Below are 22,372 nucleotides of genomic sequence, written 5' to 3' on the forward strand. Positions count from 1 at the left end.
TTTTATGTCCTCTTCGCCAGTTTGCCTTTTTTGGGGCTTAAATTTTAAATTAACAAAGTAAAACAACAAGTAACATAAATTTTAAAATATTGCAACCTAAAATTCGATATAGTGTCTAATATATCGAAAAAAATATAAATCAACGGATTTAACCCACTGCCCTGAAATTAAGGGCATCACTTTTTATTTAACCACCACCGGAATTTCTTGAGTTGAGACAAAAAAATTCAGCATCCGCAACGTTGTTCGGGCTTATTTGGTGAAACCCATTTATACGCTTGATCACATCAACCTTTCCAAATCGGAGCTTGCGGCATTGAAAAAACAATGTTACAGGTCACAATTTGGGGAGCAAATACAAAAATCGCTGCTCATAAAACAGCCCAGCCGGACCAGTGGTGTGCGGGGTGTAGGGTAGCAGGCCGTCTGCGCCGCCGCTGAGGTTGTCAAAGCCGCCAATGATCTTGCCCTGCGCATCAACAGCGGAGAGATGCAAATCCAGCAGGGGCCGGAACACTTTGATCATGCCGTCCGCATCCTGCCGGATGAGCATGTTTTCCCAGCGGCGCAGGCCGTAGCCTTGCAGCCAGATGCCCGGCTTTTTCTTCCCTGTCAAATTGTCGGTCATGGATGGTTCTCCGCCGTCGCTGTCGATGAACTGCTCCGCTTCGGAATTGGACTGAACGGAAAGCGCAGTCCACGGGGCCGTGTCAGCCGAGTAGGTGAGCAGCAGATGCGTGCCTTGGTCGTTGAAGCTCCACTGGGCGTGGCAGACTTGACAGGCGACCTTGCCGCCGTATTGTGCATGGGCCGGATGCTGAAGCCGGGGAACAGGATGCTCCTTGCCGCCAGCTTTGCTGGTCAGGATGAGCTGGCCGCCTTCTCTGCGCAGATTTTGCAGCGGCGGCCGCTGTCCCGGCTGCGGATCGTGGCAGTCCGCGCAGCGCACCGCAGCCTGTTTGCCGGACAGCTCTGCGCCGCTGTGGCAGTCAAGACAGGTCAGGCCGCGCTGGCGGTGGATGTCTGGAGCGAGATCGTGCTGCTCCACGCCGTAGGGGCGGAGATGCGGGGCTTTGCTTGCCTGCGGCGCGCGGAAGTCGCTGCCAAGGTCGTGCTCGTGCATTCCAGCGAAATCGCCGCCCACGCGGTTGCCGTAATGGCAGCTCAGGCACCGCGCCTCATCAGGCAGACTGAAGGCGTGGCTGGCCAATTTGCCTTCCGTCTTGCGCAGATGACAGGCGGCGCAGCCCAGCCCGCGCTGCGTGAGCGGGTAGCTGTCGCCCGCTGTGCCCAGATGGCAGCGCAGGCAGCGGCGGCGGAGCAGATCGTTGACCAAATCCTCCTTGCTCTGCGGCGGGCTGTTCGGCTCAGGCAGCTCGCGCAGGCTGCTGACCGGCTCCAAGCCGAACTGGCGGCGGATCAAATTGACCTCGTTGCGCAGCGTGAAATGCCCGCTCTGGCCGCAGCGTTCCATCTGCTGCGCATGACACCCGCCGCAGACAGCAGCCATGCTCTCTGGCGCAGCAGGCCGGGCGTTCAGCCCTTGGTGGGCACGCTGGCGGTCGTTCGTGCTGTTGTCACCCTGATGGCAGTCGGTGCAGACGAAGTTGTGCGGCGCGTCAAGCTGCGTTTCCGCATGACAGCCCAGACAGCCTGGCGGAGGAGCTGCCGACGCAGTCGCGGCTGCTGGTTTGACCGAAGGCAGGGCAGGGGAGGGCGGCTGTTTTTCCTCCCTGCAGGAGCTGAGGAAAAACAGCAGAAAAGCGGTTGGCAGCAGAAAAAACGTTCTCATGAGCTTGACAGTATAGCACGAACCTGCTACATAATAAAGTCCAGTTTGCCGGAGCAGCCCCTGCGGCTCCGGGCTTCCTGCGCATGCGAGCAGGCCGACATAGCTCAGTTGGTAGAGCAGCTGATTCGTAATCAGCAGGTCGCCGGTTCAAGTCCGGCTGTCGGCTCCAGTATATTTCAAGCTGATATATCTTGATAAGATATATCAGTTTTTTTTTTGGATTCTGCACAGTTCCCCGCCCATGAAGAGCAACGGCGGCGGCAGATCGAAGGACTGAGAAACGTTCCGCCGGGCAAGGAAGTTTGCAGGGCGCACGGAGGATGTGCATCACATTAGTGCTGTGTTGGAAAGCTTGAAGCTTTGTCTGCCGTTGAAAATTATGCTGCTTCATTTTTGAGGCATCCCGTATAATAGTGTCCATATGACAGCGGCGGGCAGGAGGCCGCAACGGGAAAGAGACGGAGGACGGGAAAAATATCTATGTACAGAACCGCAGCCGTGATGTTGGCTTTTCTGCTGCTATGTGGCTCTATTTTTTCAGAGAAGGTCAGGGCGGCTTACATCAGGCGGGAGCAGGCGCGATCCGCCTTCTGCTGGCCGCTGGCGACCTTTCGTTATTCCCTCAACCAGCCTACCGGCGCATGGCATGCGCCGAGGGGCCGCAATTCGCATCATCTCGGCGTGGACATGTTCGCGCCTGTCGGGCAGCCGGTGCGGGCGATTGCCGAAGGCGTGGTGCATGATATTTCCACCAGCGGCTGGGGCGCAGGCAACGTCGCCATTATGATCAAGCACCGGCTGACGGATGGCCGCTGGTTCATCGCCCTGTACGGCCATGTCAGGAATATTTACGGGCTGCGCAAGGGCAGCAGAGTGCAGGGCTGCGGCACCATCGCCTTGATTGGGCCATACCGCTGCGGCTCGCATGTTCACATGGGCATCATCGCGCCCGGCAGGCTGCCGCACGCCCCCTACGGCACCAGCAAGAAGCCGAATCATAACAATTTTATCAACCCGGTGCGCTTCCTGCAAACCGGCGAGCCAGAATATCCGGGCAAGGACGAGGATGATGCGCCGCAGCCTGCGGATGATGCCGCCGCAGTCGCGCCGCAATGCGCGGGCGCGAATCTGGCTGAAGGCTCGCCGGAAGAGGACAAGCTGGTTGAAAGTGCGCTTAACATCGAAGATCCGCTGCTCAACGATACGGCAGCAGTGAACGTTCCGGCCCCGCAGGCAGAGCGGAAGAAGCCACGCCGTCCTGCGGCGCAAGGTGGCAAAAAGGAGCGCGTCGCAAAGAAAAAGGCTGGAAAGGGCAAGATCAAGATTCTTCAGGCGAAAAAAGGTCACGCCAAGCGTGCCGTATCTGCTCCTGCACCGAAGAAACAGGCTGGGAAGCGTCAATCCGCCGCAGCCAAGGGTCAGAAAACGAAGCAAAAAGCTCAGAAACCCGCCGCAAAGCGTCGAGCTGCTCGAAGGCGTTGAGCTGCCCGCCCCGGCTGCTGATCCGCTCGGCGGACAGCTCCGGCGGCATGGTCAGGAGGATGACCAAATTCGGCTGGGGCGCGAAGCGGTTGCGCTGGAGAATCTGTTTGGCATCCAGCCCGTTCGCGCCCTGATAAGCGGCGGTGGAATAATAATAGCGGTCGGTCAGGACAATCCGCCCGGCATTCAGCGCGGGGCGGATCAGCTCCTTGACGTGCAGCTTGCGGTCTTCAATGAACAGCTCCAGCTCTTCCTCTGGCGTGCAGGCTCCCCGATTGACATACAGCTCGCGGATGCGGCGACCATACGCGCTGTCGGTCGGCTCGCGGGTTTCCAGCACATCCTCGCCCTGCGCCCGCAGCCAATCGGCCAGCAGCTTGATCTGCGTTGATTTGCCCGTGCCGTCTATGCCTTCAAAGGCGATCAGCAGTCCTTTCCGGGATACTTTTCTTTTTCTCATCGCGCTCTGTTGCGGGCTATCTCCATTGCCATCTGCCACGCCGCCCGCAGGCTGGCCGCATCGGCGAGGCCTCTTCCGGCGATGTCATACGCCGTGCCATGATCTACTGAGGTGCGGACGATGGGCAAGCCCAGCGTCACGTTCACTCCGTCTTGAAAATGCAGCAGCTTGAAGGGAATCAGCCCCTGATCGTGGTACATGCAGACCACTGCGGCAAATGCGCCGTTCGCCGCTTTGTAAAAAATCGTGTCCGGCGGCCACGGCCCGCTCACCTCTGCATTGCCTGCATACTGCCGCACCGCAGGATCAATGATTTCAATCTCTTCTCTGCCAAACATGCCCTGCTCGCCGCTGTGGGGATTGAAGCCCGCCACGGCAATGCGCGGTTTGGCAATGCCGAAGTCGTGGCGCAAGGAGTCAGCGGTCATGCGGATGCAATCAAGGATGTTTTCGACGGCCAGCATTCCGCTCACCTTGGCTAACGGCTCGTGGATGGTGACTAACACCACCCGCAGCCGCGCTCCGGCCAGCATCATCCGAAAGCGGCTGGTTTTGGTCAGTTCGGCCAGCATCTCGGTGTGGCCGGGATAGTTGACACCCGCTTCATGCAGGGCCTTTTTGGAGATGGGGCAGGTGACGACCGCAGAGCAATCCCCGGCTAATGCAATCTTTGCAGCCCGGAGGATATACCACGACATCGCCAGCGAGGTTTCTTGAGTCGGTTGGCCCCATTGCAGATTGTCTGCATCAAGGTGCGACAGCTCCAGCACCGGCACCGTGCCGGGTCTGATCTGCTGTCCTTCCTGCCAAGCAACCGGCAGGCTTTTGCTGCCCAGCAAGGCAGCGGTGCGCCTGAGCACACCGAGATCGCCGAGCACCACCGGCGACGCGGCAGCCTCGGCCTCGCTCAGGCTGTCAAAAAAACGGAGGATGATTTCCGGGCCAATCCCGACCGGGCAGCCCATTGTAATCGCAACAGGTTTCATGATATTGATCAAAGGAAGTTCTACAGTGCGCCACGCAAGTTCCCCATCATCGGGAAATCTGCCAACAGGCCTGCATGTTGTTTTATGATGAACGCAAGGCGGCTCTGCTGTAATATCTGCTGGCGGAGTTGCCGGAACGAGGCAGAAGCATACTTTCTTTTTTGGGAAAATGCCATGAAAATCAGCAGATCAGAAGTTGAGAAGACCGCCCGGCTGGCCCGGCTGGACTTGAACGAAGCCGAGATGGAGCGGATGACCGCCCAATTGGACACCATCCTCAGCTATGCGGCCAAGCTGGATGAGTTGAACACCGACGGGGTTGCCGCAATATGCAGCCAAGCGGCGGCGAACGCCTTCCGCGAGGACGAAGTGCGGCCTTCATTGCCGCGTGAGCTGGCCTTGGCAAACGGGCCGCAGCACAACGAGGAGTCTTTTGTGGTGCCGAAGATCATTGGCTGAAAATTATCCCTAAAAACAGCATGTCAGCAACACAGCAGCGCAGCGACTGGGAGCAATGCGTCGCCTTTCACGGCCATGAATGTCCCGGCTTGGCGATGGGCTACCGGGCCGCCAAAGCAGCGCAAAAAAAATTGGGCGTGAGTTTTTCGCCGGACGAAGACGTGGTTTGTGTCACCGAAAACGATGCCTGCGGCTTGGACGCGGTGCAGTATCTTACTGGTTGCACTTTGGGCAAGGGCAACCTGATCTACCGCGACCGGGGCAAGCAGGCTTTCAGCTTTTTTGTCCGTTCGCAGAATAAAAAGCTGCGGGTGGTGATGAAGAAGAAGTTTGACCGGGACAACATGAACCGCGAGGCCATCAAGAACGAGCTGCTCAGTCTGCCGGACGAGGAGCTTTTCGCCTTCAGCGAGCCAGCCTACGATCTGCCCGCCCGCGCCCGCATTTTTAAACATGTGACCTGCGAACAGTGCGGCGAGACTTGCTCCGAGCGCAATGTCCGTTTGCATGAAGACAAACAGTGCTGCATGGATTGTGCGCCCGAATATTCGCGGGGCTGGTAAGCGGCATGAACGCCGCTGGAGAGGTACATGTACCCAGTTTCCTTGAATATCAACGGCCAGCTCTGCATTGTCATCGGCGGCGGCAAGGTGGCGGAGCGCAAGGTGCTCTCCCTGCTGGAAGCGGGTGCGCAGGTTCGGCTGATCAGCCCGCAGCTCACGGAAAAATTGCAGGAACTGGCTGCAGTGCGCGGGATTGACTGGCTGGCCCGCCGCTTTCAGCCCGGTGATTTAAACGGGGCACTGCTGGTCTTTGCAGCCACAGACAGCGCGGCAGTCAACGAGGCTGTGGCGCAGGAGGCCAAGGCGGCGGGCATATTGGTCAATGTCGCTGACGCGCCGGAGCTGTGCAGCTTTCAGGTTCCGGCGGTCGTGCGGCAGGGCGATTTGAGCATCGCGATCTCAACCAATGGCAAAAGCCCGGCACTCTCTGCCCGCATCCGCAAAAAGCTGGCGGCGGACTACGGCCCGGAATATGCTGTCCTGCTGGAGCTGCTGGGCAAAATCCGCGAACGGACGCTGGCGGAAGAGACGGACGAGCAGACGCGAAAAAACTTGTTTGAGCAGCTGCCGCACGAGGAAATGCTACTATGGATCAAAACTGGCCAAGATGAGCGGCTGCGGACGGTTCTGGAAACCGCCCGCAACATCAGGCAGGCGGAGAATAAGTCCGCCGCGCCACGTCACACTCTGTAGCCGGTCGGATTTTTTGCCTGCCAGTTCCATGTGTCCCGGCACATGGCGGCGATGTTGCGCTCCGCTTTCCAGCCCAGCTCTTGCTCGGCCAGCGATGAGTCAGCGTAGCAGCAGGCAATATCACCGGGACGACGTGGCGCGATGACATAGGGAATTTTCCGCCCTGATGCCTGCTCAAACGCCGCAATCATCTCCAACACCGAGCAGCCGCGCCCAGTTCCCAGATTATAGGCCACAATGCCCGGTTTCTGCGTCAGCCGCTCCAAGGCCCGCAGATGCCCTGTGGCCAAATCCACCACATGGATGTAATCGCGCACACCGGTGCCGTCCAGGGTAGGATAGTCGTTGCCGAAAACAGCAAGCTGCTTCAGCCGCCCAACCGCAACTTGGGAAATATACGGCATCAGATTATTGGGAATGCCGTTCGGATCCTCGCCGATTGCTCCGCTTTCGTGTGCGCCCACCGGATTGAAATACCGGAGCAGCGCAATATTCCATTCCGCATCCGCCCGGTGCAGGTCGCGCAGAATATCTTCAATCATCGCTTTGGTGCGGGCGTATGGATTCGTGCAGGCTCCGAGCGGAAAATTTTCGGTGATCGGCACAGAAGCCGGATCGCCATACACTGTGGCAGACGAGCTGAACACGAGATTTTTCACGCCGTGCCGCTGCATCGCCTCGCAGAGATTGAGGGTTCCTGTCAAATTATTGCTGTAATAACGCAGCGGCTGCGCAGAGGATTCACCCACCGCCTTGAGACCGGCGAAATGAATGACCGCCGCCGCATCCGGGCATTGCTGAAACACCGCTTCAGTCGCTGCCGCATCCGTCAAATCAGCTTGAACGAAATGGAGCTGCTTGCCAGTCAGCTTTTCCACGCGGCGCAGCCCTTCTTGGCAGGAGTTGGAAAGATTGTCAAGAACTGTAACGCGATACCCGCTTTGCAGCAATTCCAGACAAGTATGCGTGCCAATATATCCGGCTCCGCCAGTGACAATAATATGCACGAACTGCTCCCTGATTTATACTTTGTAAAAGAATAACAGCGAATTTTAATGATGATGTCCAAAATCACCGAGGAACAGCTCGTGGTACTCCTTTTCCTCTAAGTGATGCTGGAGAATGCCGGTGACGGTGTCCACCAGCCGCAGAATTTCCGCCTCATCCAGCCGAGGAAGCAGCACCCGCAGCAGTTCTTCCCGGCTGAGAAGGCGGAGAAAAATGGCTAATGACCGCTCGTCCAGCTCGCGGCTCAGGCCGAAACAGATTTGGTCAAAATCGGTGTCAGGAGGCTGTGCGTTCATCCGGCCAGCACCTTCCAAAAGACGTTGCGGCTTCTGGGGCCATCGTATTCACACAAGAAAATGCGCTGCCATGTGCCGAGCCGCAGCTCGCCGTCAGCGATGAGCACGGTGACGGAACTGCCGGTCAGCGTGGCCAGCGCGTGCGAGGGAGAGTTGCCTTCCGCGTGTCGGCAGGGATATGATGAGGAGATGAGCTGACTGAAAAGGCCGATCAAGTCTTGCCGTACTGCCGGGTCGCAGCCCTCATTGATGGTCAGCCCGGCGGTGGTGTGCGGATTGAAGAGGACAAGAATGCCTTCAACTGCGTCCGCCGCTTTGACCGCTTTCCGGGCCTGTTCGGTGATGTCCACGAACTCCGCAACGGAATGCGTGGACACCATGAAACAACCTGAACGCATTAGTTTTGCAGCTGCCACTGACCGTAGGCATTGCGGCAGGCGTTGCTGTGGGTCCGCTCGGTTTTACCGTCAATCACAGCGACAATCTCCGCCTTGCGGCAGGTCTGATTGTTCGGGCCTTGGTAAGCAGGCTGCGGAATGACCTGATACTGGTTATGGTTGTCGGGGTTGGTCCATGCGACTGGCTGACCAGAAGGCGCGGTCTCATAGGCTCTGGTCAGCTGCTGCTGATCAAACTTGTCCATCTCGTTGCCAACCATGTAGCCGAGCATTCCGCCGACTGCCGCGCCGATCAGGGTGGCACCGGTATTGTGACCGATAGCCTGTCCGGCAATAGCGCCTGCTGCCGCGCCGCCTGCGCCGCCCATCTGCGCTTTATTCATAGGCGCACAGGCGGTGAACAGAAGAATAGAAAGAGCTGCGGCCATAACATGGGGTTTCTGCATGATATCCTCCAACTGGTTGTTAAGTGCGCAGCTGCGGCCCTTTGCGGGCGGGCTGCGGAAATCTGCTGATGGCTGGCAGGATTATACCTCATGCAGTCTTGCTTTTTCAATCGCAATGCGTCTGTTCTGCCGCCTCAGCGCCGCTTGGCGAAAAAAACGTTTGACTATCGCAGGGCTTCGGCTAATCTGAGAAGCTGCGACGAACGGAAAAATAGTCCGGCTGATTTTTTTTCCCGCCGCTCTTTTTCATTCCGGCCAGCACAGGATGGCCAGCGCGACGCAAGGAGGCAACCGTGAGAGTGGGGATGGAACCTTTATCCTTTGTCAGCTCGGCTTTGGCCGGTCAGCTCCTCAAGCGGCTGGGCCGTCTGACCGGCGACCGGGCGCAGGAACTGAATCTGCTGCGGGATGAGTTCGGCGACCCGGAAGAGCTGGTCAGGTTCTATATCGAGCCGCATGTGCAGGAACGTGGCCCGGCAGTCCGGCGCAGGGGCTGCTGTCAGCTCTCACCGCAGCAGCCTGCCTTCTCCCTGCTCAACCGCTTTCTTGACGGCGGCCAGTCCCGCAGCCGCGACGGCAGCCGCCAGCTTTTTCTCCTGGCAGAGGCGGGCGCGGGCAAAACCTCGCTGCTCCTGATGATCAAGCTGATGCAGCTGGCAGGATTTTGGCCCGCAGGCTGCCGCTGCGAGCTGTTTCGGCTGCACCGGGACAGCTTGGCCCAACTTGCCGCTGTGGACGGCAAATCCGACACCGTGCTGCTGCTGGACGGCCTTAATGAGGACTGCGCGGCGACAAATCGCGTTGGCTCACGGCTGCAAGAGTTGCTGGAGGCGGGCTGGGATTTCCGCCGGGTGATCATCACCTGCCGCACCTATTTTTTCCCGGAAGTGATGTCGGTGCCTGCCGGGCAGTTGATCATCCAAGGCTTGGCAGGCTACAACTGCCCGGTGCTGCATCTTGCGCCGTTAGACGAGCGGCAGATGCAGGAGCTGGTGCGGCGGCGGCTGGCGTGGGGCAGCGGCTATCTTGGCCTGCAAAGTTTCGGCGTGGCCAAGCAAAGGACACGGGCCTTCCATCTCATGGATCAGCTTGATGACCTGCGCCAGCGTCCTTTGCTGCTCCAGCATATTGAAATTTTGCTGGAAGCGGCGGACGAACGGCGGACGTGGAATCTGTACACCGTGTACGAAGCGTTGCTCCGGCATTGGCTGGAGCGCAAGCTGCGGAGTTTGCAGGGCCAGCGGAATGGCTTGCCGGAGCTGGCGGAAATGTTCAACGCCTGTGTGCGGGTGGCGCGCTGGATGGAAGAGCAGTGCCGCCAAGAAATCGCCGAGGAAGATTTGTGGGAACTGCTCTGTGAGGATGCCAACACCTGCTGGCTTGACCGGTTTGAAGCGGATCCCTGCTCGCTGCTGCGCAAAAATTCCGAGCGGGCCTTCCGTTTTCGCCATGCCAGCTTCCGGGAATTTTTGCTGGCCTACGCCTTGGTCAATGACCGCCAGCCCTTGCCCTTCCGCGTGCAGGCCACAGACCAGCTTGTCCGCTTTCTGGAACTGGCAGGCGGCATTGATCCCCATTTCAGCAGGCTGGATTTTTCAAATTTCAACCTCCTCCGCTACGCCGACTGCTACGGCACGCTGTTCCTCTGGCAGGATCAGTTCAGCCGGAAAAGCGGCAGGCCGCCGAAATCCGGGCCAGAGCTGATCGTCCTGCCCGGAGGCCGTTTCCGCATGGGCGACATCCAGGAGCAAGGGCCGGAAAATGCTCAACCTGTCCATGAAGTGGAGCTGGACAGCTTCGGCATAGGCCGCTTCCCCGTCACCTTTGCGGAGTACGATGAATTCTGCATGACCACGGGCCGGGCCAGACCCAAGGACGAAGGCTGGGGCCGGGATCGGCGGCCTGTAGTCAACGTCAGCTGGCAGGATGCGGCAGATTACTGCGACTGGCTCTCCCGGCAGACTGGCAGACATTACCGGCTGCCCACTGAGGCGGAATGGGAATATGCCTGCCGCGCCGGCAGCTCCGCCGCCTACTGTTTCGGTGATGACGATGAGCAACTGGGCCGCTATGCTTGGCATGTCCGCAATTCCGACCGGCGCACTCAGCCGGTCGGCGGCAAAGAGCCAAACGCCTGGGGCTTGCATGACATGCACGGCAATATCTGGGAATGGTGCGCGGACTGGTATGCCAAAGATTTTTACACCGCTTATCCGGCCCGGAATCCGGTCGGGCCGGAGCATGGTGTCGGGCGGGTGCTGCGCGGCGGCTCGTGGGACAGCAGCGCAAAATTCGCCAGTTCTTATTTCCGCTTCTGTCTCTCGCCCGGCCTGCGCATTGTCCGGGCTGGTTTCCGCGTCGCGCTGGGCAGATGAAGCCGACGTTCAATCTGTATCGCCGTTAGGCTGCCGCAATGAAAAAGCAAATTCCTGTTGAGCAGGCTGTGGGCATGGTGCTGCCCCATGACATCACTGAAATTGTGCCGGGCAAGTGCAAAGGCCGGGCCTTCAAGAAGGGGCATATCATCCGCCCGGAAGATGTGGAGCGGCTGCGGCGGCTGGGCAAGGAGCATATTTATGTCCTTGAACTTGCTGCTGACGAAGTTCACGAAAACGAGGCCGCTCTGCTGCTGGCAGCCGCGTTGGCCGGAAGCGGCGTGGAATATTCTGACGATGTGCAGGAAGGCAAAGTGAGCATCAGGGCAGCTCAGGACGGGCTGCTGAAAATCAATAAAGACAATTTGTTCCGCTTCAATCTCCTCGGCGAGGTGTCGTGCTCCACCTTGCACGACTGCACGCCGGTGAAACAGGGCGAGCAGGTGGCCGCTGTCCGCCTGATTCCTCTAATCGGCAAGCGGAACGTGATTGATGAGGCAGTCACCCTTGCCGCAGCGGGAGAAAAAATCGTCCAAGTCCTGCCGCTGCCGCAGGTTAAGGCCGGTCTGGTGATCACCGGCAGCGAGGTCTTTTATGGCCGGATTGAGGACAAATTTGAGGCGGTGCTGCGCGGCAAGCTGACTGCGCTCGGCTCGGAGGTGGTGCGGGTCGGTTTTGCCCCGGATGATGCCACCCTGATCGCTGCGGAGCTCCGCCTCTGCTTGGACGCAGGCGCGGAGCTGATCATCACTTCTGGCGGCATGTCGGTTGACCCGGACGACGTGACCCGCGCAGGCATCCGCAAGGCCGGAGCAGAGGATATTGTCTATGGCACGCCGGTGCTGCCGGGAGCGATGTTTCTGGTCGGCAGAATCGGCACGGTTCCGGTCATCGGCCTGCCTGCCTGCGGCATGTTTCATAAAATTACGGTCTTTGATCTTGTTCTGCCGCGCATTCTGACCGGAGAACGCCTGCGCCGGGAAGATTTCGCCGCGATGGGACATGGCGGCCTTTGCCGGAACTGCGCAATCTGTCACTATCCCGTCTGCAATTTCGGCAAGTAGCCTGCCAGCATTGCGGATTGCACCTAAATCGGCTATGGTTGAAGCAAACAATTTTTTCGTCTTTTCTCTCCGCAGGAGATGCTGATCATGACTGCCCGTCTGCTTGTTCTTGGCACACTTATTTTATCGGCTGCTGCACCGGTTTCCGCTGCTGTTCTTGACAGCTCATTTGGCCACGATGGCCGGGTGGCAGTTGAACTGGGCACTGGCGGCAGCCGCGCCAATGCTGTGCTTGCCCAGCCGGATGGCAAAATTTTGGTCGCCGGTTCCTCCTCAAATGGCGCAGACCGCGATTTCATGCTCTTCCGCCTGCTGCCGGATGGCTCCCTTGATCAGGAATTCAATCAAACCGGCACGGTCATCACGCCCCTCAGCTCGTTTGACGATGAAGCCTTGAGCGTGGCTCTGCAACCGGATGGCAAAATTCTTGCCGCAGGCTACAGCAGCAGCGATAAAGACCGCGATTTTGCCTTGGTGCGCTACAACAGCGACGGCAGTCTTGATCAAAGTTTCGGTAAAAACGGGGTGGCGGTCAGCCCGGTTGGCAGCAGTCATGACGAGATCACCGATGTGGCCGCGCAGGCGGACGGCGGCATCATCATCACCGGTTCGGCGCAGGGAAGCAGCGGCAGGGCCGTGGTGTTGGGCCGTTATCTGCCGAACGGCACACTTGATGCCACATTTGCGGAAAAAGGCTTTGCCCTCAGCATGGTAGGCGTGGATGCGCAGGCGGAAAGCGTGGCTCTGGGCAACAACGGGCAGCTCCTTGTTTCAGGAACCTACAGTGACGGTCAGCGGCGCAGCCTGATGGTGCTGAGTTTCGCCAGCAGCGGCCATCTCAATCAGAATTTCGGCGAAAAAGGCGTGGCCGTGCCTGCGGACAGCAGCACCTTCAGCGAAGGCTACGGCATGGTGCTCAACGACAAAGGCGGCATTGTGGTTGCCGGTTCAGTCGGGAAAGAAGGCGCACGCGATGCGGCTCTGTTCGGCTTTACCGCTGAAGGCCGCCCAGACAGCAGCTTTGAGCAGAATGGTGTGCTGGTCAGCTCTGCTGGAGAAGGCGATGATGCCCTGCTTGATGTGACTGCCGCCGGTGAGACTCTTTCCGCTGCCGGATTTAAAACAACTGGCGAGCAGCGCGAATTTCTGTTAGTCACCTATCACAAAGGGACAGCTCAAGAAAATATCGGCGGCAGCAGTTTAGCCATGCAAACTGGCGGCCAGCTCCAAGCGGATGCCCTGAGCACCGGTTTCAGCAGCGGCAAGGATACCTCCACGGCCATTGCCGCACTGTCAGCAACCAGTTTGGTCGCTGTGGGCGAAAGCGCAGCCGAGCAGGCTCAGTCCAGCGCGGCGGTGAGTAAATATGCCCTGAATACGGTTGGCAGCGGGGCGACGAATTTGAATCTCAATTCCGCAAGCAGCACGAATACGAATACGCTGCTGGATCAAGGCAATCAGTATCTTGTCACCGAGGAACCTTATGAAGTGACCAGAACCACGGCCATTGTTCCAGCAAAGGTGCTTGAAAGTCTTGGCAATGTCACCGCACGAGGCATCGTTTTCGGAACTATGCCGAATCCTATGCTGACAAACAGCGCCAGCGCGAACACAGGGGCACCGGCCGTAACCAATAATTCTGCCAGCAGTACTTCAAGTAACTCATCTACAGCCTCAGCCAACTTGAGCTTGACTACTGATATCAATGCAACCTGTAAGTATGGCACCACAGCAGGGGTATCTTATGAGAATATTGAGAATACTTTTTCAACGACGGGAACAACGATACACTCGCAGATTGTTACCGGGTTGACTAATGGGTATCGCACGTATTATGCGCGTTGCAAAAATATTTCCTCTGGGGTGACAAACACAACAGATACGGAAATTTCGTTTACTGTCACCACCGGCACCGCGTACACAGCACCTGAGCATTCTCAGCAGCTCATTGCTGTATCGGGAAAAATAATGAGCGGTGCGCTGCAAAACGTCGGCAGCCTGTTTGTCAGCACGGCCTTCGCGCAAACCACTGGCGTAACTGCGACAACCGGTTCAACAAACAACACAACTGCTACAAATTTTCTCGAAAAAGGCAGCACCAGCGAAGGCAGCGGCAGCGGCGCATTCAGCAGCAAGCTGACCAATCTGAAGCCCGGCACTTTTTTCTATGCACGGGCTTACGCCACAGTCGGCGGCGTGACCTACTACGGCAACCAAGTTGGTTTCAGAACCGCTGATTCCTGCTTTATAGCCACTGCTGCCTACGGTTCAATGTTCCACCCATCCGTGCAGGTACTCCGCGAGTTCCGCGATCACTTTTTGAGCAAAAACAGCCTTGGGCAAAGGCTAACTGAGCTTTATTACAGTTATTCGCCATCTGTCGCTGATTTGATCAGCCGCCACGGCGAGCTGCGCTTTGCTGTGCGGATGCTGCTCCTTCCTGTGACCGGCGCAGCATGGATGGCTCTTTATTTTGGTCTCTGGATTCTGCTGCTTCCGGTTGCGGCACTGCTTGGGGTGTGGTTTTTGCTGAGGAAATTCAAAGTATGTCATGGGCAAGCCTGCCTTAGCCCTGATCATGCTGTGAACGACTGAAGTTACCCTTCAGACAAAGGGTGTCGGCATTACTGCCAGCAAAATCCTGCTGGGCTGTCAAGCTGCAAGGCGGCGGCAAGCTGCGCGTCGTTGCCGTAGATATCTTCGTAGAAATGAGCTGAACCGTCTTCGGCGACCACGGCGGTCAGATAGAGAATATGCACTGGCACTGGCTTGTGCAGGACGTAGCTCTGCGGCTTTTGCGAGGCGATTTCTTTTTTCAGCCGTTCCGGGCTGACATTCCAGCCATCACTCTGCAGCAGATGCAGGGTCAGCTCAAAAGGCTGGCTGACCCGGATGCAGCCGTGACTGAGGCTGCGCCGCGTTTGCTGGAAAAGATTGCGCCCCGGCGTGTCGTGCATATAGACGCTGCTGCGGTTGGGAAAAACGAACTTGACTGTGCCGAGCGCATTGCCCTTGCCCGGCTCCTGCCGCAGGCGGTAGCGGTTGATGCCTGCGCCGATGGTCTGCCAGTTGATGGCTGCCGGAGAAATTTCCGGCGCGCCGCTGCCCCAGCCCGCGAAGATGCGGATGCGCTGCCGACTCAGATAGCTGGGGTCTTTTTTCATTTTTTCGACGATTTCTTTGCGGGCGATGGACTGCGGCACATTCCAATAGGGATTCAGCTCAATATAACTCATATCTTGGCTGAAGATCGGAGTCTGATGGTCGTCTTGGCCGACAATCACCGGCATGGCCAGCTCAGTTTGCTCGTCCAGCATCACGGTCAGGCTGAAACCGGCAATATTGACGACAATCCGGCGGCCATTGAGCTGATGCGGCAGCCAGCGCCAGCGTTCCAAGCTGAGGATAATCTTCCTGATCTGCTCGCGCACTGGGCTGTTGAGAGCTGCCAGCGTCGTTTTGCCGACCACGCCGTCCTGCTCCATGTTGTGGCGGGCCTGAAACCGCTTCACCCCTTTGACCAATTCGCTGTCGTAGATGCGGAGCCGTTTCGTTGCATCAGCATAAACCGGCGGCGGCAGCGTGCGCAGGTCGCCGCTGCTGACTAAGCGTTGCGCCAGCAGGCTGAGACGCTCGTCCGTCATGCCTGGCTCAATTTTTTTTCCATCCGGCAGCTTGGGCCAGCCGCCTTCGTCGTGGGCCTCCAGCTTACGGCGGGAGGCCAGCAGTCCTTTCAGGGTGCGGTACGCCTGATGCTGCGGAGCCTGCCGCTCCAGAAAACGGCGCAGCTCTGCGGTGCGCAGCCCTTCCTTGAGGATGTTCGGCACATCGCCGCCGCTTTCACGCACTGCCGCCAGCAAAGAGAGATCAAAGTGGGTGCTGGCCGCCGCGCCTTTCCGCATGTCGGTGATGTACGCGCTCATCGCTGCGGTGAGCAGCAGATCAAGACGGGCAAGGTCTTCGGTTTTTTTGGCCGCAAGCAGGGCGGAGATATCCGCAATCCGGTAGCGGGCCGGATTCAAGCCGTCCTCGTCCGCATGGCGCAGCAGCGCAAGCAGCTCATCGGCGCGCGGGCGATCCAGTCCATTCAGTCCCAGCCAGTGTGGCATGAATCCGCTGGCCGTGTACAGTTCTGCCAGCAGGGCATCCATCTGGACAGGATTTGCTTGCAGGCCGACAAAGCCGAAGCGGGCCGAGGGCTTGCTGCGCAGCAGCCAGTATATCTGCGAGCTGATCTGCGACAGACCGGCAGGAGGAATGAGCGGCAGATTCGGCTGAACCGCCGCCTGCGCCTGCGGCTTCACTTTCAGACACTGCGGCAGGCTGTCCGCTGTCTGCTGCGTCCAGCCGTTCAGGCTGAAGAGCAGGACAGCGGCGGGCGGCGCAGTAAGGCGCAGGAGGGCGGACGCAGCCTTTCTGATCTGATCTGAGCGGAGCAAACGCATTGACGGTTCACGAAGCAAGAAATTGAATACATAAGGTACAATTAATTATACTATACCGGAAGATCGGACAGCGGGCAAGCATTGCCGCCGCCTTTTTCATTTCTCCGCTGCTGGGCCGCAAAATGAAGCTGCTTTTTTCCCCGGCGGCGATTATCATGAACCAGCAGCGGCCCGCCGCCTGAACATTCACATCAAGAAGAGGAAAATATGGTCAACAAGGTGATTTTAATCGGCAATCTTGGTTCTGATCCAGAAGTGCGCCACACTCAGACCGGCACGCCGGTGGCATCGTTTAGAATTGCGACCACGGAACGCTGGAAAGGCAAAGACGGCCAGATGCAGGATCAGACCGAGTGGCACAACATAGTCGCTTGGGACAAGCTGGCGGAAATTTGCCGCGAGTATCTGCACAAAGGCATGAAGGTGTATATTGAAGGCAAACTCCAGACCCGGAAATGGCAGGACAAGGACGGGCATGATCGCTGGACGACCGAAATCATTGCCAGAGACATGAAAATGCTGACCCCCAAAGGCGGCGAGAGCGGCGGCGGTTACTACAGCGGCGACCCCGGTCCGACGGCATCTGGAACGCCTTCGGGCGGTGGTTACGAATATTCCGGCACCGGCGGCGGCGTGGGCAGCGACGTGCCGTTCTGATTCAGGCCGCAGCAAGGCGGCGGGTTCTCCGCCGTCATTCTTTTCCTGCCGGGCATGGACAAGGCAGGAACTCTTCTTATAGTATTCCTTGTCAGAAAAGGGGCAGCGCGTCTGCCCCCATCCTTGCAGCGCATACCGAATCAATCATGGAATACTATAAAATACTTGGCGTTGAAAAAAGCGCGACCGCAGACGAGATAAAAAAAGCCTACCGCAAGCTGGCTCTGCAATATCACCCGGACAAAAATCCCGGCAACAAGCAGGCGGAGGCGAAGTTCAAGGAAATCAACGAAGCCTACGCGGTTCTTTCTGATGAGAAAAAGCGGAAAGAATACGATATGTACGGCTCGGCAGGCTTCCAGCAGCGCTATTCGCAGGAAGATATTTTCCGGGGTTTTGACCTCAACGATATCCTCGGCCAATTCGGTTTTGGCAGAGGCGGTGGCGGACGCACCAGCTTCAATTTTAGCGGCGGCGGAAATCCCTTTGAGTTCTTCAGTCAAGGCGGAGGAGGCTGCGGCGGGGGCGGCTGCCGTCCGCAGGCGGTCAAAGGTGAAGATCAGACCTACGAGCTGTCTGTCACCTTGCTGGACGTGCTGCACGGGGCGGAGAAAAACATCAGCCTGCGCCGGAACGGCACAACCGAAAATGTCTCGGTCAAAGTGCCGAAAGGGATTGAATCCGGCAAACGGCTGCGCCTGAGCGGCAAAGGTGCGCCTTCGCCGAACGGCGGCCAGCCCGGCGATTTGTATCTGAAAGTGACGGTGCTGCCGCACGAGCAGTTCAGCCGTGACGGCGACAACCTGCTTTTAGAAAAAAAGGTCGCTTTCAGCGCAGTCTGTCTTGGGGCCACGGTGGAGATCAGCGGGCTGGACGGCAAGAGTTTCAAAATCAAAGTGCCTGCGGGGATGCAGCCAGATGCGAAGCTGCGGGTCAAAGGACAGGGGCTGCCGTCCGGGCCGATTGGCGAACGCGGCGATTTGTACGTCAAAATTCTGGCGCAGGTGCCGAAGCAGCTGAGTGAAGAGCAGGAGCGGCTGATTAAGGAGCTGGCGGAAACAGGGCTATGAGCACAAAACCGGGCGGGAGGCTTGCCTGTTTTTTCCCGCTGCGGTACTATATACCTCTTGCGCAAGCAGTAGGGGCGAAAAATTTTTCGCCCCTACACCACAAATGCTTGGTGCAGCCACTCGATACAAAGGCAGAACGCAATGAATTTTGTTGGTTTTGAAAGGATAGCCAAACATCTCACCCATCCGCTGGTGCTGATCGGCTTTGTCTTGGCGTTGCTTTTCAGCCTGTTTGATAAAATAATCTTGCAATCCGGGCTGCTGACGCAGATCACGCCGGGCGAGAGCAGCATGATCCTCAAACTGATTCTGCAATACGGTTTCTGGCTCAGTCTCCTGCTGATGCCGCTCGGCTTTGCGCTTGCGTTCTGGAAAAGCTGGACGGAAAAAAAAAGACCTTGAAACTTGATGTGGAACAGCCTGTTCCCATTAAGATTATTCAAGAAGCCCCATCCACACCCCATCGTTCCAATCTTCCCTCGCAGCAGTTTTTCTTTGGCCGGACAAAAGAGCTGGACAAGATTGCTGAAGCCATTTCGCCGGAAGCCCGCACCTGGGGCGCGTTGATTGACGGGCCGGGCGGCATTGGCAAGACTGCGCTGGCCATCAAAGCTGGGCACGACGCGCCTGCCGCGCATTTCGAGCGCAAGATTTTCCTTTCCGCCAAGGTGCGCGAGCTGACCCCAGCGGGCGAGCAGCCCTTGGATGACTTCACCTCCCGCGATTATCAAACCTTGCTGGCGGATTTGGCCCGCGAGCTGGATGCGGACAATGCAGCGCAGGCCGCGCCGGACGAGCGGGTCAAAGCGGTGCATCATGCCTTGACCGGCCAGCGCATTCTTCTGGTGATTGACAACGTGGAAACGTTCGCCGAAGCCGAGCGCGTCCGCTTGTATCAGTTTTTCTCCCGCCTGCCTGCGGGCTGCAAGGCTGTTATCACCAGCCGCCGCCGCACGGACATTGATGCCCGCGTCATCCGCCTTGACCGCTTGGAGCAGCAGGATGCTTTTGCCCTGCTGGACGAATTGGCCAAGGATAACCCGCATCTGAGCAAGGCCACAGCGCAGGAGCACTGCGATTTGTACGAGATCACCGGCGGCAATCCGCTGCTGCTCCGCTGGACAGCAGGGCAACTGGGGCGCACGGGCAGCCGCTGCCGCACCGTCGCCGAAGCCTGCGCCTTGCTTGTTGAGGCCACGTCCAAGGGCAATGACCCGCTCGAGTACATTTTCGGCGACCTTGTGGACACCTTCACCGAGAGCGAAACCGCTGTGCTGGCCGCGCTGGCCCTGTTCAGCCAGCCTGCGCCGGTGGAGCAGATTGCGGCTGTGGCTGGGATTGCCGCGCAGGCCGCCCGCACCGCGCTGGACGATCTGAACAGTCGCGCTTTGCTGGTGGCGGATGAGGAAGGGGAAAAGTTCCTCCTGCCCAAGCTGGCCGCAACCTTCATCCGCCGTAAACGGCCTGAGCATGTGGCCGCCAGCCGCGAACGCTTGACTGATCGAGCCTATGCTTTAGCATTAGAAAACGGTTTTCAAAAATATGAATGTTTTCCAATTTTGGAATCAGAATGGTCTCTTCTTGCTGATTCTTTACCACTTTTCGCCCAAGGCAAGAATGAACTTCTGCAAAATATGTGCGACGCATTGGCCACATTCTTGAATTTTTCAGGCCGTTGGCTCGAACAGTTAACCTTCTGCAAGCAGGCGGAAGAAAAAGCATTGGCTGCTGGAAGTCGTTATACAGCAGGATGGAGAGCACATCAGATGGGTTGGATTTATTATTGGCGCAAGCAGTCTGATGATGTTTTAGCCTGCGCGGCCCGTTGTATTGAATATTGGGGGAAAGACAGGACTAGTGAATTGGCTGCTGCTATCCAGCTACGTGGTGTTGGCCGACAGCTAGAAAAAAATTACCCAAAAGCAATTGAATGCTACCAAGAAATGCTTGCCATCTGGCGAACTATAGAACCGGAAAGCGAGAATGTTGCTACTGGGTTAAACGACTTAGCTGAAATAAAAAAATTGCTTGGAGATTTCCAAGCCGCTAAACTAGACTACTTGGAAGCATTGCGAATTGCAAAGAAGATAAATGATCGCGAAGGAATTGCCATTTATACTGGAAATTTAGCTGAACTTTTACTACTTGATGTGAAGGCGTTAACGCAGGCTGAAGAATTAGCGAGACAGGCTCTTGAACAAGCGGAAAAAGTTGGGAGACAGGAGCTAATAGCCTCGAATAGCCTTCGCATCGCCAAAGCCTTGACTCAGCATGGCAAGGCCGCAGAGGGCTTGGATTACGCCCGGCGCGCTGTGGACATCTTCACCCATCTGCGCCAGCCGGACGAGCTGGAAAAAGCGCAGGCTGCTTTGCGGGAATGCGTGGGATAAAAATTGCCTGTCATTTCAGAACAAGAGGGAAAAGGCGGCGCAGTAAAATCTTTGGCCGCATCGCCACGTTGCAGGAGAGCTTTGAATCATGCCTGAATTGCCGGAAGTTGAAGTGACCCGCTTGGGCCTGCTGCCGCATCTGCCCGGCCAGACTGTCACCGCTGTTTTTTGGTCAGGCAAACGGCTGCGCCTGCCGATGCCGGTCACAGCGCTTGAAGAGGAGATTCGCGGCGGCACGGTCGCCAGCCTTGACCGGCGGGCAAAATATCTGCTTGTCCGCATGGAACAGGGCAGCGTGCTGGTGCTGCATCTCGGCATGACCGGCAAGCTGGGCATCTTCCCGCAAAATTCGGCGCGGAAACCGCACGATCATCTCTGCTTGAGCTTGGCCAACGGCTTTGAGCTGCGTTTCAATGATGCCCGCCGCTTCGGCAGCGTCATGGTCTGGCCCAAGGCAAGGGCGGAGCACTTGGAGGAAGCGTTCAGCCGCAGCCAAGGAATTGAACCCTTTGGCCCGGATTTCACCGCTGAAAATTTGCTTCGTCTGGCAGAGGGCCGCAGACAGCCGGTCAAACTCTTGCTGATGGATGCCAAAATTATCAGCGGGATCGGCAACATTTACGCCAATGAGACTCTTTTTGCCGCCGGGATTCATCCGCAGACCCCGGCAGGCAGCCTGAACGCGGCGCAATGGCGGCGTGTTGCCGACTGCGCAGTTGCCATCCTGCATCGGGCGATTGCCGCAGGCGGTTCAACCATCAGCGATTTTCTCGGCTCCAGCGGGCAGCCGGGCCATTTTCAGCTCCAGCTTGCGGTGTATGGCCGACAAAATCAGCCATGCCCAAGCTGCGGCGAAAAAATCTGCAAAACACTGCTCGGAGGGCGGGCTAGTTTTTTCTGTCCGCACTGCCAGCCGTTGCCACCCTGATCCATTTTTTGAGGACAGGGCATAAGCCAACAGGGGCGAAAAATTTTTGCCCCTCAAAACGGTTCCGACGGACAAAAATATCATACAGAAGGCGCATCGTATGCAAACGCAGGCTGCAAAGCTGTCCAACAAAGGCAATATTGCTATTCCCAAAGAAATCATTGCCCGGCATAGGTGGAAAATTGGCCAGGAACTTGAGCTGATTGACACTGAAGAAGGCATTCTCCTGAAAGCAGTTCCGGCATTCAAACCCACGCAGCTTGATGAGGTTGCCGGAATCTTGCACCGCACAGGAAAAGCCGTCTCTTTGGAGGAGATGGAGGAAGCTGTCCAAAAGGGTGCGCAGGAGCGGAAATAAATGGTTGCAGCAGACACCAACGTGATTGTCCGCCTGCTTGTCGGCGATGACAAAATCCAATTCGAGAAAGCAAAGCGGCTCTTGCAGCAGGAAAAAATCTTCATCGCCACATCGGTTGTTTTGGAATGCGAATGGGTTCTTCGTTACGCATATCACTTGCAACCGGCGGCGATTGCTCAGGCGTTTCAGGCTCTTTTCGGTCTCCCCAATGTCACCTTGCAGGATCAGGCTGTTGTTGCCGATGCGATTGCATGGCATCAGCAGGGAATGGATTTTGCGGACGCATTGCATTTGGCGGCATCACGGCATTGCGATTCTTTAGCAACCTTTGACCGGAAATTCATCAAAGCGGCAAAGAAAATCAGTCCATTGAACGTCGAAGAACCCTGAAGCCCGCTGCTCATAGCGCATGACTTGTGAGCCTCACGTCGCAATTGACAGCAGCGCGAAAAGCGGGTAGTTATCAGCCGCTAACTCTGTATCTCTTCATTCTTTTCCCTCA

The 22,372-nt window shown here is 57.5% G+C and carries 21 protein-coding genes, 1 tRNA gene and 1 pseudogene; 15 read left to right on the forward strand and 8 right to left on the reverse strand.

All coding sequences use genetic code 11. The features are described 5' to 3' along the window. Positions 1–337: 337 nt before the first annotated feature. Positions 338–1,792, reverse strand: a complete 1,455-nt coding sequence (locus ACNKH6_RS04210; RefSeq protein WP_417914297.1) for a hypothetical protein — start codon at positions 1,790–1,792, stop codon at positions 338–340. Positions 1,793–1,885: 93 nt separating this feature from the next. Here ACNKH6_RS04210 and ACNKH6_RS04215 point away from each other — a divergent pair. Together ACNKH6_RS04215 and ACNKH6_RS04220 are read left to right on the forward strand one after the other, a co-directional pair. Then, positions 1,886–1,961, forward strand: a tRNA-Thr gene (locus tag ACNKH6_RS04215). Between the two features lie 332 nt (positions 1,962–2,293). Continuing rightward, positions 2,294–2,725, forward strand: a pseudogene (locus tag ACNKH6_RS04220) (M23 family metallopeptidase); the annotation flags it as partial. Positions 2,726–3,110: 385 nt separating this feature from the next. On the opposite strand, the gene tmk reads toward ACNKH6_RS04220, so the two are convergent. Both tmk and pdxA read right to left on the reverse strand, forming a co-directional pair. Continuing rightward, positions 3,111–3,734 carry a dTMP kinase gene (gene tmk / locus ACNKH6_RS04225; protein ID WP_417914298.1) on the reverse strand — a complete coding sequence of 208 codons (624 nt, stop codon included), beginning with the start codon at positions 3,732–3,734 and terminating at the stop codon, positions 3,111–3,113. Next, complete coding sequence (pdxA, locus tag ACNKH6_RS04230; protein WP_417914299.1) at positions 3,731–4,720, reverse strand: 4-hydroxythreonine-4-phosphate dehydrogenase PdxA; 990 nt, start codon at positions 4,718–4,720, stop codon at positions 3,731–3,733. Before pdxA ends, tmk begins: the two co-directional genes overlap by 4 nt. A 174-nt stretch (positions 4,721–4,894) precedes the next feature. On the opposite strand from pdxA, the gene gatC reads away from it, so the two are divergent. The 3 genes from gatC to ACNKH6_RS04245 are packed head-to-tail and all read left to right on the forward strand — an operon-like array spanning position 4,895 to position 6,435. Beyond that, positions 4,895–5,179: an Asp-tRNA(Asn)/Glu-tRNA(Gln) amidotransferase subunit GatC gene (gene gatC / locus ACNKH6_RS04235; RefSeq protein ID WP_417914300.1), complete on the forward strand. Its 285-nt coding sequence runs from the start codon at positions 4,895–4,897 to the stop codon at positions 5,177–5,179. 20 nt (positions 5,180–5,199) lie between these two features. Continuing rightward, the gene (locus tag ACNKH6_RS04240; protein ID WP_417914301.1) at positions 5,200–5,742 is read left to right on the forward strand and encodes an FmdE family protein; all 543 of its coding nucleotides are present in this window, start codon (positions 5,200–5,202) and stop codon (positions 5,740–5,742) included. Between the two features lie 27 nt (positions 5,743–5,769). Further along, positions 5,770–6,435 (forward strand): precorrin-2 dehydrogenase/sirohydrochlorin ferrochelatase family protein, encoded by a 666-nt coding sequence (locus ACNKH6_RS04245; protein WP_417914302.1) that lies wholly within the window; start codon positions 5,770–5,772, stop codon positions 6,433–6,435. On the opposite strand, the gene galE is transcribed toward ACNKH6_RS04245, so the two are convergent. Genes galE through ACNKH6_RS04265 form a run of 4 tightly spaced genes read right to left on the reverse strand, consistent with a single transcriptional unit; the run spans position 6,423 to position 8,583 of the window. Then, the gene (gene galE / locus ACNKH6_RS04250) at positions 6,423–7,442 is read right to left on the reverse strand and encodes a UDP-glucose 4-epimerase GalE (protein ID WP_417914303.1); all 1,020 of its coding nucleotides are present in this window, start codon (positions 7,440–7,442) and stop codon (positions 6,423–6,425) included. The genes ACNKH6_RS04245 and galE overlap by 13 nt on opposite strands. A gap of 45 nt (positions 7,443–7,487) precedes the next feature. Next, positions 7,488–7,739: a hypothetical protein gene (locus ACNKH6_RS04255; RefSeq protein ID WP_417914304.1), complete on the reverse strand. Its 252-nt coding sequence runs from the start codon at positions 7,737–7,739 to the stop codon at positions 7,488–7,490. After that, positions 7,736–8,119, reverse strand: coding sequence for a secondary thiamine-phosphate synthase enzyme YjbQ (locus tag ACNKH6_RS04260; RefSeq protein WP_417914305.1), 384 nt, complete (start codon positions 8,117–8,119; stop codon positions 7,736–7,738). The genes ACNKH6_RS04255 and ACNKH6_RS04260 overlap by 4 nt, the downstream gene beginning before the upstream one ends. Before the next feature lie 17 nt (positions 8,120–8,136). Then, positions 8,137–8,583 carry a glycine zipper domain-containing protein gene (locus ACNKH6_RS04265; protein WP_417914306.1) on the reverse strand — a complete coding sequence of 149 codons (447 nt, stop codon included), beginning with the start codon at positions 8,581–8,583 and terminating at the stop codon, positions 8,137–8,139. A 305-nt stretch (positions 8,584–8,888) separates the two neighbouring features. Here ACNKH6_RS04265 and ACNKH6_RS04270 point away from each other — a divergent pair, with 305 nt between their 5' ends. The 3 genes from ACNKH6_RS04270 (at position 8,889) to ACNKH6_RS04280 (ending at position 14,617) form a co-directional block, all read left to right on the forward strand. Next, a complete protein-coding gene (locus ACNKH6_RS04270) occupies positions 8,889–10,958 on the forward strand; it encodes an SUMF1/EgtB/PvdO family nonheme iron enzyme (protein WP_417914307.1) in 2,070 nt (689 codons plus the stop codon). A 38-nt stretch (positions 10,959–10,996) separates the two neighbouring features. Next, positions 10,997–12,022, forward strand: coding sequence for a molybdopterin-binding protein (locus ACNKH6_RS04275; protein ID WP_417914308.1), 1,026 nt, complete (start codon positions 10,997–10,999; stop codon positions 12,020–12,022). Between the two features lie 87 nt (positions 12,023–12,109). Beyond that, entirely contained in the window at positions 12,110–14,617 is a 2,508-nt protein-coding gene (locus tag ACNKH6_RS04280) for a delta-60 repeat domain-containing protein (protein WP_417914309.1), read from the forward strand. A 29-nt stretch (positions 14,618–14,646) separates the two neighbouring features. Here ACNKH6_RS04280 and ACNKH6_RS04285 read toward each other — a convergent pair whose 3' ends face one another. After that, the gene (locus ACNKH6_RS04285) at positions 14,647–16,467 is read right to left on the reverse strand and encodes a L,D-transpeptidase family protein (RefSeq protein WP_417914310.1); all 1,821 of its coding nucleotides are present in this window, start codon (positions 16,465–16,467) and stop codon (positions 14,647–14,649) included. Positions 16,468–16,674: 207 nt separating this feature from the next. On the opposite strand from ACNKH6_RS04285, the gene ACNKH6_RS04290 reads away from it, so the two are divergent. The 7 genes from ACNKH6_RS04290 (at position 16,675) to ACNKH6_RS04320 (ending at position 22,260) form a co-directional block, all read left to right on the forward strand. Further along, positions 16,675–17,124, forward strand: a complete 450-nt coding sequence (locus ACNKH6_RS04290) for a single-stranded DNA-binding protein (RefSeq protein WP_417914311.1) — start codon at positions 16,675–16,677, stop codon at positions 17,122–17,124. Between the two features lie 146 nt (positions 17,125–17,270). Next, the gene (locus ACNKH6_RS04295; protein ID WP_417914312.1) at positions 17,271–18,194 is read left to right on the forward strand and encodes a DnaJ C-terminal domain-containing protein; all 924 of its coding nucleotides are present in this window, start codon (positions 17,271–17,273) and stop codon (positions 18,192–18,194) included. A gap of 141 nt (positions 18,195–18,335) precedes the next feature. Continuing rightward, complete coding sequence (locus tag ACNKH6_RS04300; protein ID WP_417914313.1) at positions 18,336–18,596, forward strand: hypothetical protein; 261 nt, start codon at positions 18,336–18,338, stop codon at positions 18,594–18,596. Positions 18,597–18,604: 8 nt separating this feature from the next. Further along, entirely contained in the window at positions 18,605–20,584 is a 1,980-nt protein-coding gene (locus ACNKH6_RS04305; RefSeq protein WP_417914314.1) for a tetratricopeptide repeat protein, read from the forward strand. Between the two features lie 88 nt (positions 20,585–20,672). Beyond that, the gene (mutM, locus tag ACNKH6_RS04310) at positions 20,673–21,512 is read left to right on the forward strand and encodes a bifunctional DNA-formamidopyrimidine glycosylase/DNA-(apurinic or apyrimidinic site) lyase (RefSeq protein WP_417914315.1); all 840 of its coding nucleotides are present in this window, start codon (positions 20,673–20,675) and stop codon (positions 21,510–21,512) included. A gap of 100 nt (positions 21,513–21,612) precedes the next feature. Continuing rightward, a complete protein-coding gene (locus tag ACNKH6_RS04315; protein WP_417914316.1) occupies positions 21,613–21,870 on the forward strand; it encodes an AbrB/MazE/SpoVT family DNA-binding domain-containing protein in 258 nt (85 codons plus the stop codon). Continuing rightward, entirely contained in the window at positions 21,871–22,260 is a 390-nt protein-coding gene (locus ACNKH6_RS04320) for a type II toxin-antitoxin system VapC family toxin (RefSeq protein WP_417914317.1), read from the forward strand. It begins immediately after the preceding gene. Positions 22,261–22,372 lie beyond the last annotated feature (112 nt).

Origin of the sequence: Candidatus Electronema sp. JM, assembly GCF_048287415.1 — a bacterium.
In the GTDB taxonomy this organism is placed as follows: Bacteria; Desulfobacterota; Desulfobulbia; order Desulfobulbales; family Desulfobulbaceae; genus Electronema.

Excerpts from the sequence above, each read along its gene's own strand:
- tmk (WP_417914298.1), bottom strand. The coding sequence starts at position 3,734 with ATGAGAAAAAGAAAAGTATCCCGGAAAGGACTGCTGATCGCCTTTGAA.
- ACNKH6_RS04245 (WP_417914302.1), top strand. The coding sequence starts at position 5,770 with ATGTACCCAGTTTCCTTGAATATCAACGGCCAGCTCTGCATTGTCATC.
- ACNKH6_RS04255 (WP_417914304.1), bottom strand. The coding sequence starts at position 7,739 with ATGAACGCACAGCCTCCTGACACCGATTTTGACCAAATCTGTTTCGGC.
- ACNKH6_RS04275 (WP_417914308.1), top strand. The coding sequence starts at position 10,997 with ATGAAAAAGCAAATTCCTGTTGAGCAGGCTGTGGGCATGGTGCTGCCC.
- ACNKH6_RS04210 (WP_417914297.1), bottom strand. The coding sequence starts at position 1,792 with ATGAGAACGTTTTTTCTGCTGCCAACCGCTTTTCTGCTGTTTTTCCTC.
- gatC (WP_417914300.1), top strand. The coding sequence starts at position 4,895 with ATGAAAATCAGCAGATCAGAAGTTGAGAAGACCGCCCGGCTGGCCCGG.
- ACNKH6_RS04300 (WP_417914313.1), top strand. The coding sequence starts at position 18,336 with ATGAATTTTGTTGGTTTTGAAAGGATAGCCAAACATCTCACCCATCCG.
- ACNKH6_RS04320 (WP_417914317.1), top strand. The coding sequence starts at position 21,871 with ATGGTTGCAGCAGACACCAACGTGATTGTCCGCCTGCTTGTCGGCGAT.
- ACNKH6_RS04315 (WP_417914316.1), top strand. The coding sequence starts at position 21,613 with ATGCAAACGCAGGCTGCAAAGCTGTCCAACAAAGGCAATATTGCTATT.
- ACNKH6_RS04280 (WP_417914309.1), top strand. The coding sequence starts at position 12,110 with ATGACTGCCCGTCTGCTTGTTCTTGGCACACTTATTTTATCGGCTGCT.
- ACNKH6_RS04295 (WP_417914312.1), top strand. The coding sequence starts at position 17,271 with ATGGAATACTATAAAATACTTGGCGTTGAAAAAAGCGCGACCGCAGAC.
- ACNKH6_RS04240 (WP_417914301.1), top strand. The coding sequence starts at position 5,200 with ATGTCAGCAACACAGCAGCGCAGCGACTGGGAGCAATGCGTCGCCTTT.
- ACNKH6_RS04270 (WP_417914307.1), top strand. The coding sequence starts at position 8,889 with ATGGAACCTTTATCCTTTGTCAGCTCGGCTTTGGCCGGTCAGCTCCTC.
- ACNKH6_RS04260 (WP_417914305.1), bottom strand. The coding sequence starts at position 8,119 with ATGGTGTCCACGCATTCCGTTGCGGAGTTCGTGGACATCACCGAACAG.
- ACNKH6_RS04290 (WP_417914311.1), top strand. The coding sequence starts at position 16,675 with ATGGTCAACAAGGTGATTTTAATCGGCAATCTTGGTTCTGATCCAGAA.
- ACNKH6_RS04265 (WP_417914306.1), bottom strand. The coding sequence starts at position 8,583 with ATGCAGAAACCCCATGTTATGGCCGCAGCTCTTTCTATTCTTCTGTTC.
- mutM (WP_417914315.1), top strand. The coding sequence starts at position 20,673 with ATGCCTGAATTGCCGGAAGTTGAAGTGACCCGCTTGGGCCTGCTGCCG.
- pdxA (WP_417914299.1), bottom strand. The coding sequence starts at position 4,720 with ATGAAACCTGTTGCGATTACAATGGGCTGCCCGGTCGGGATTGGCCCG.
- ACNKH6_RS04285 (WP_417914310.1), bottom strand. The coding sequence starts at position 16,467 with ATGCGTTTGCTCCGCTCAGATCAGATCAGAAAGGCTGCGTCCGCCCTC.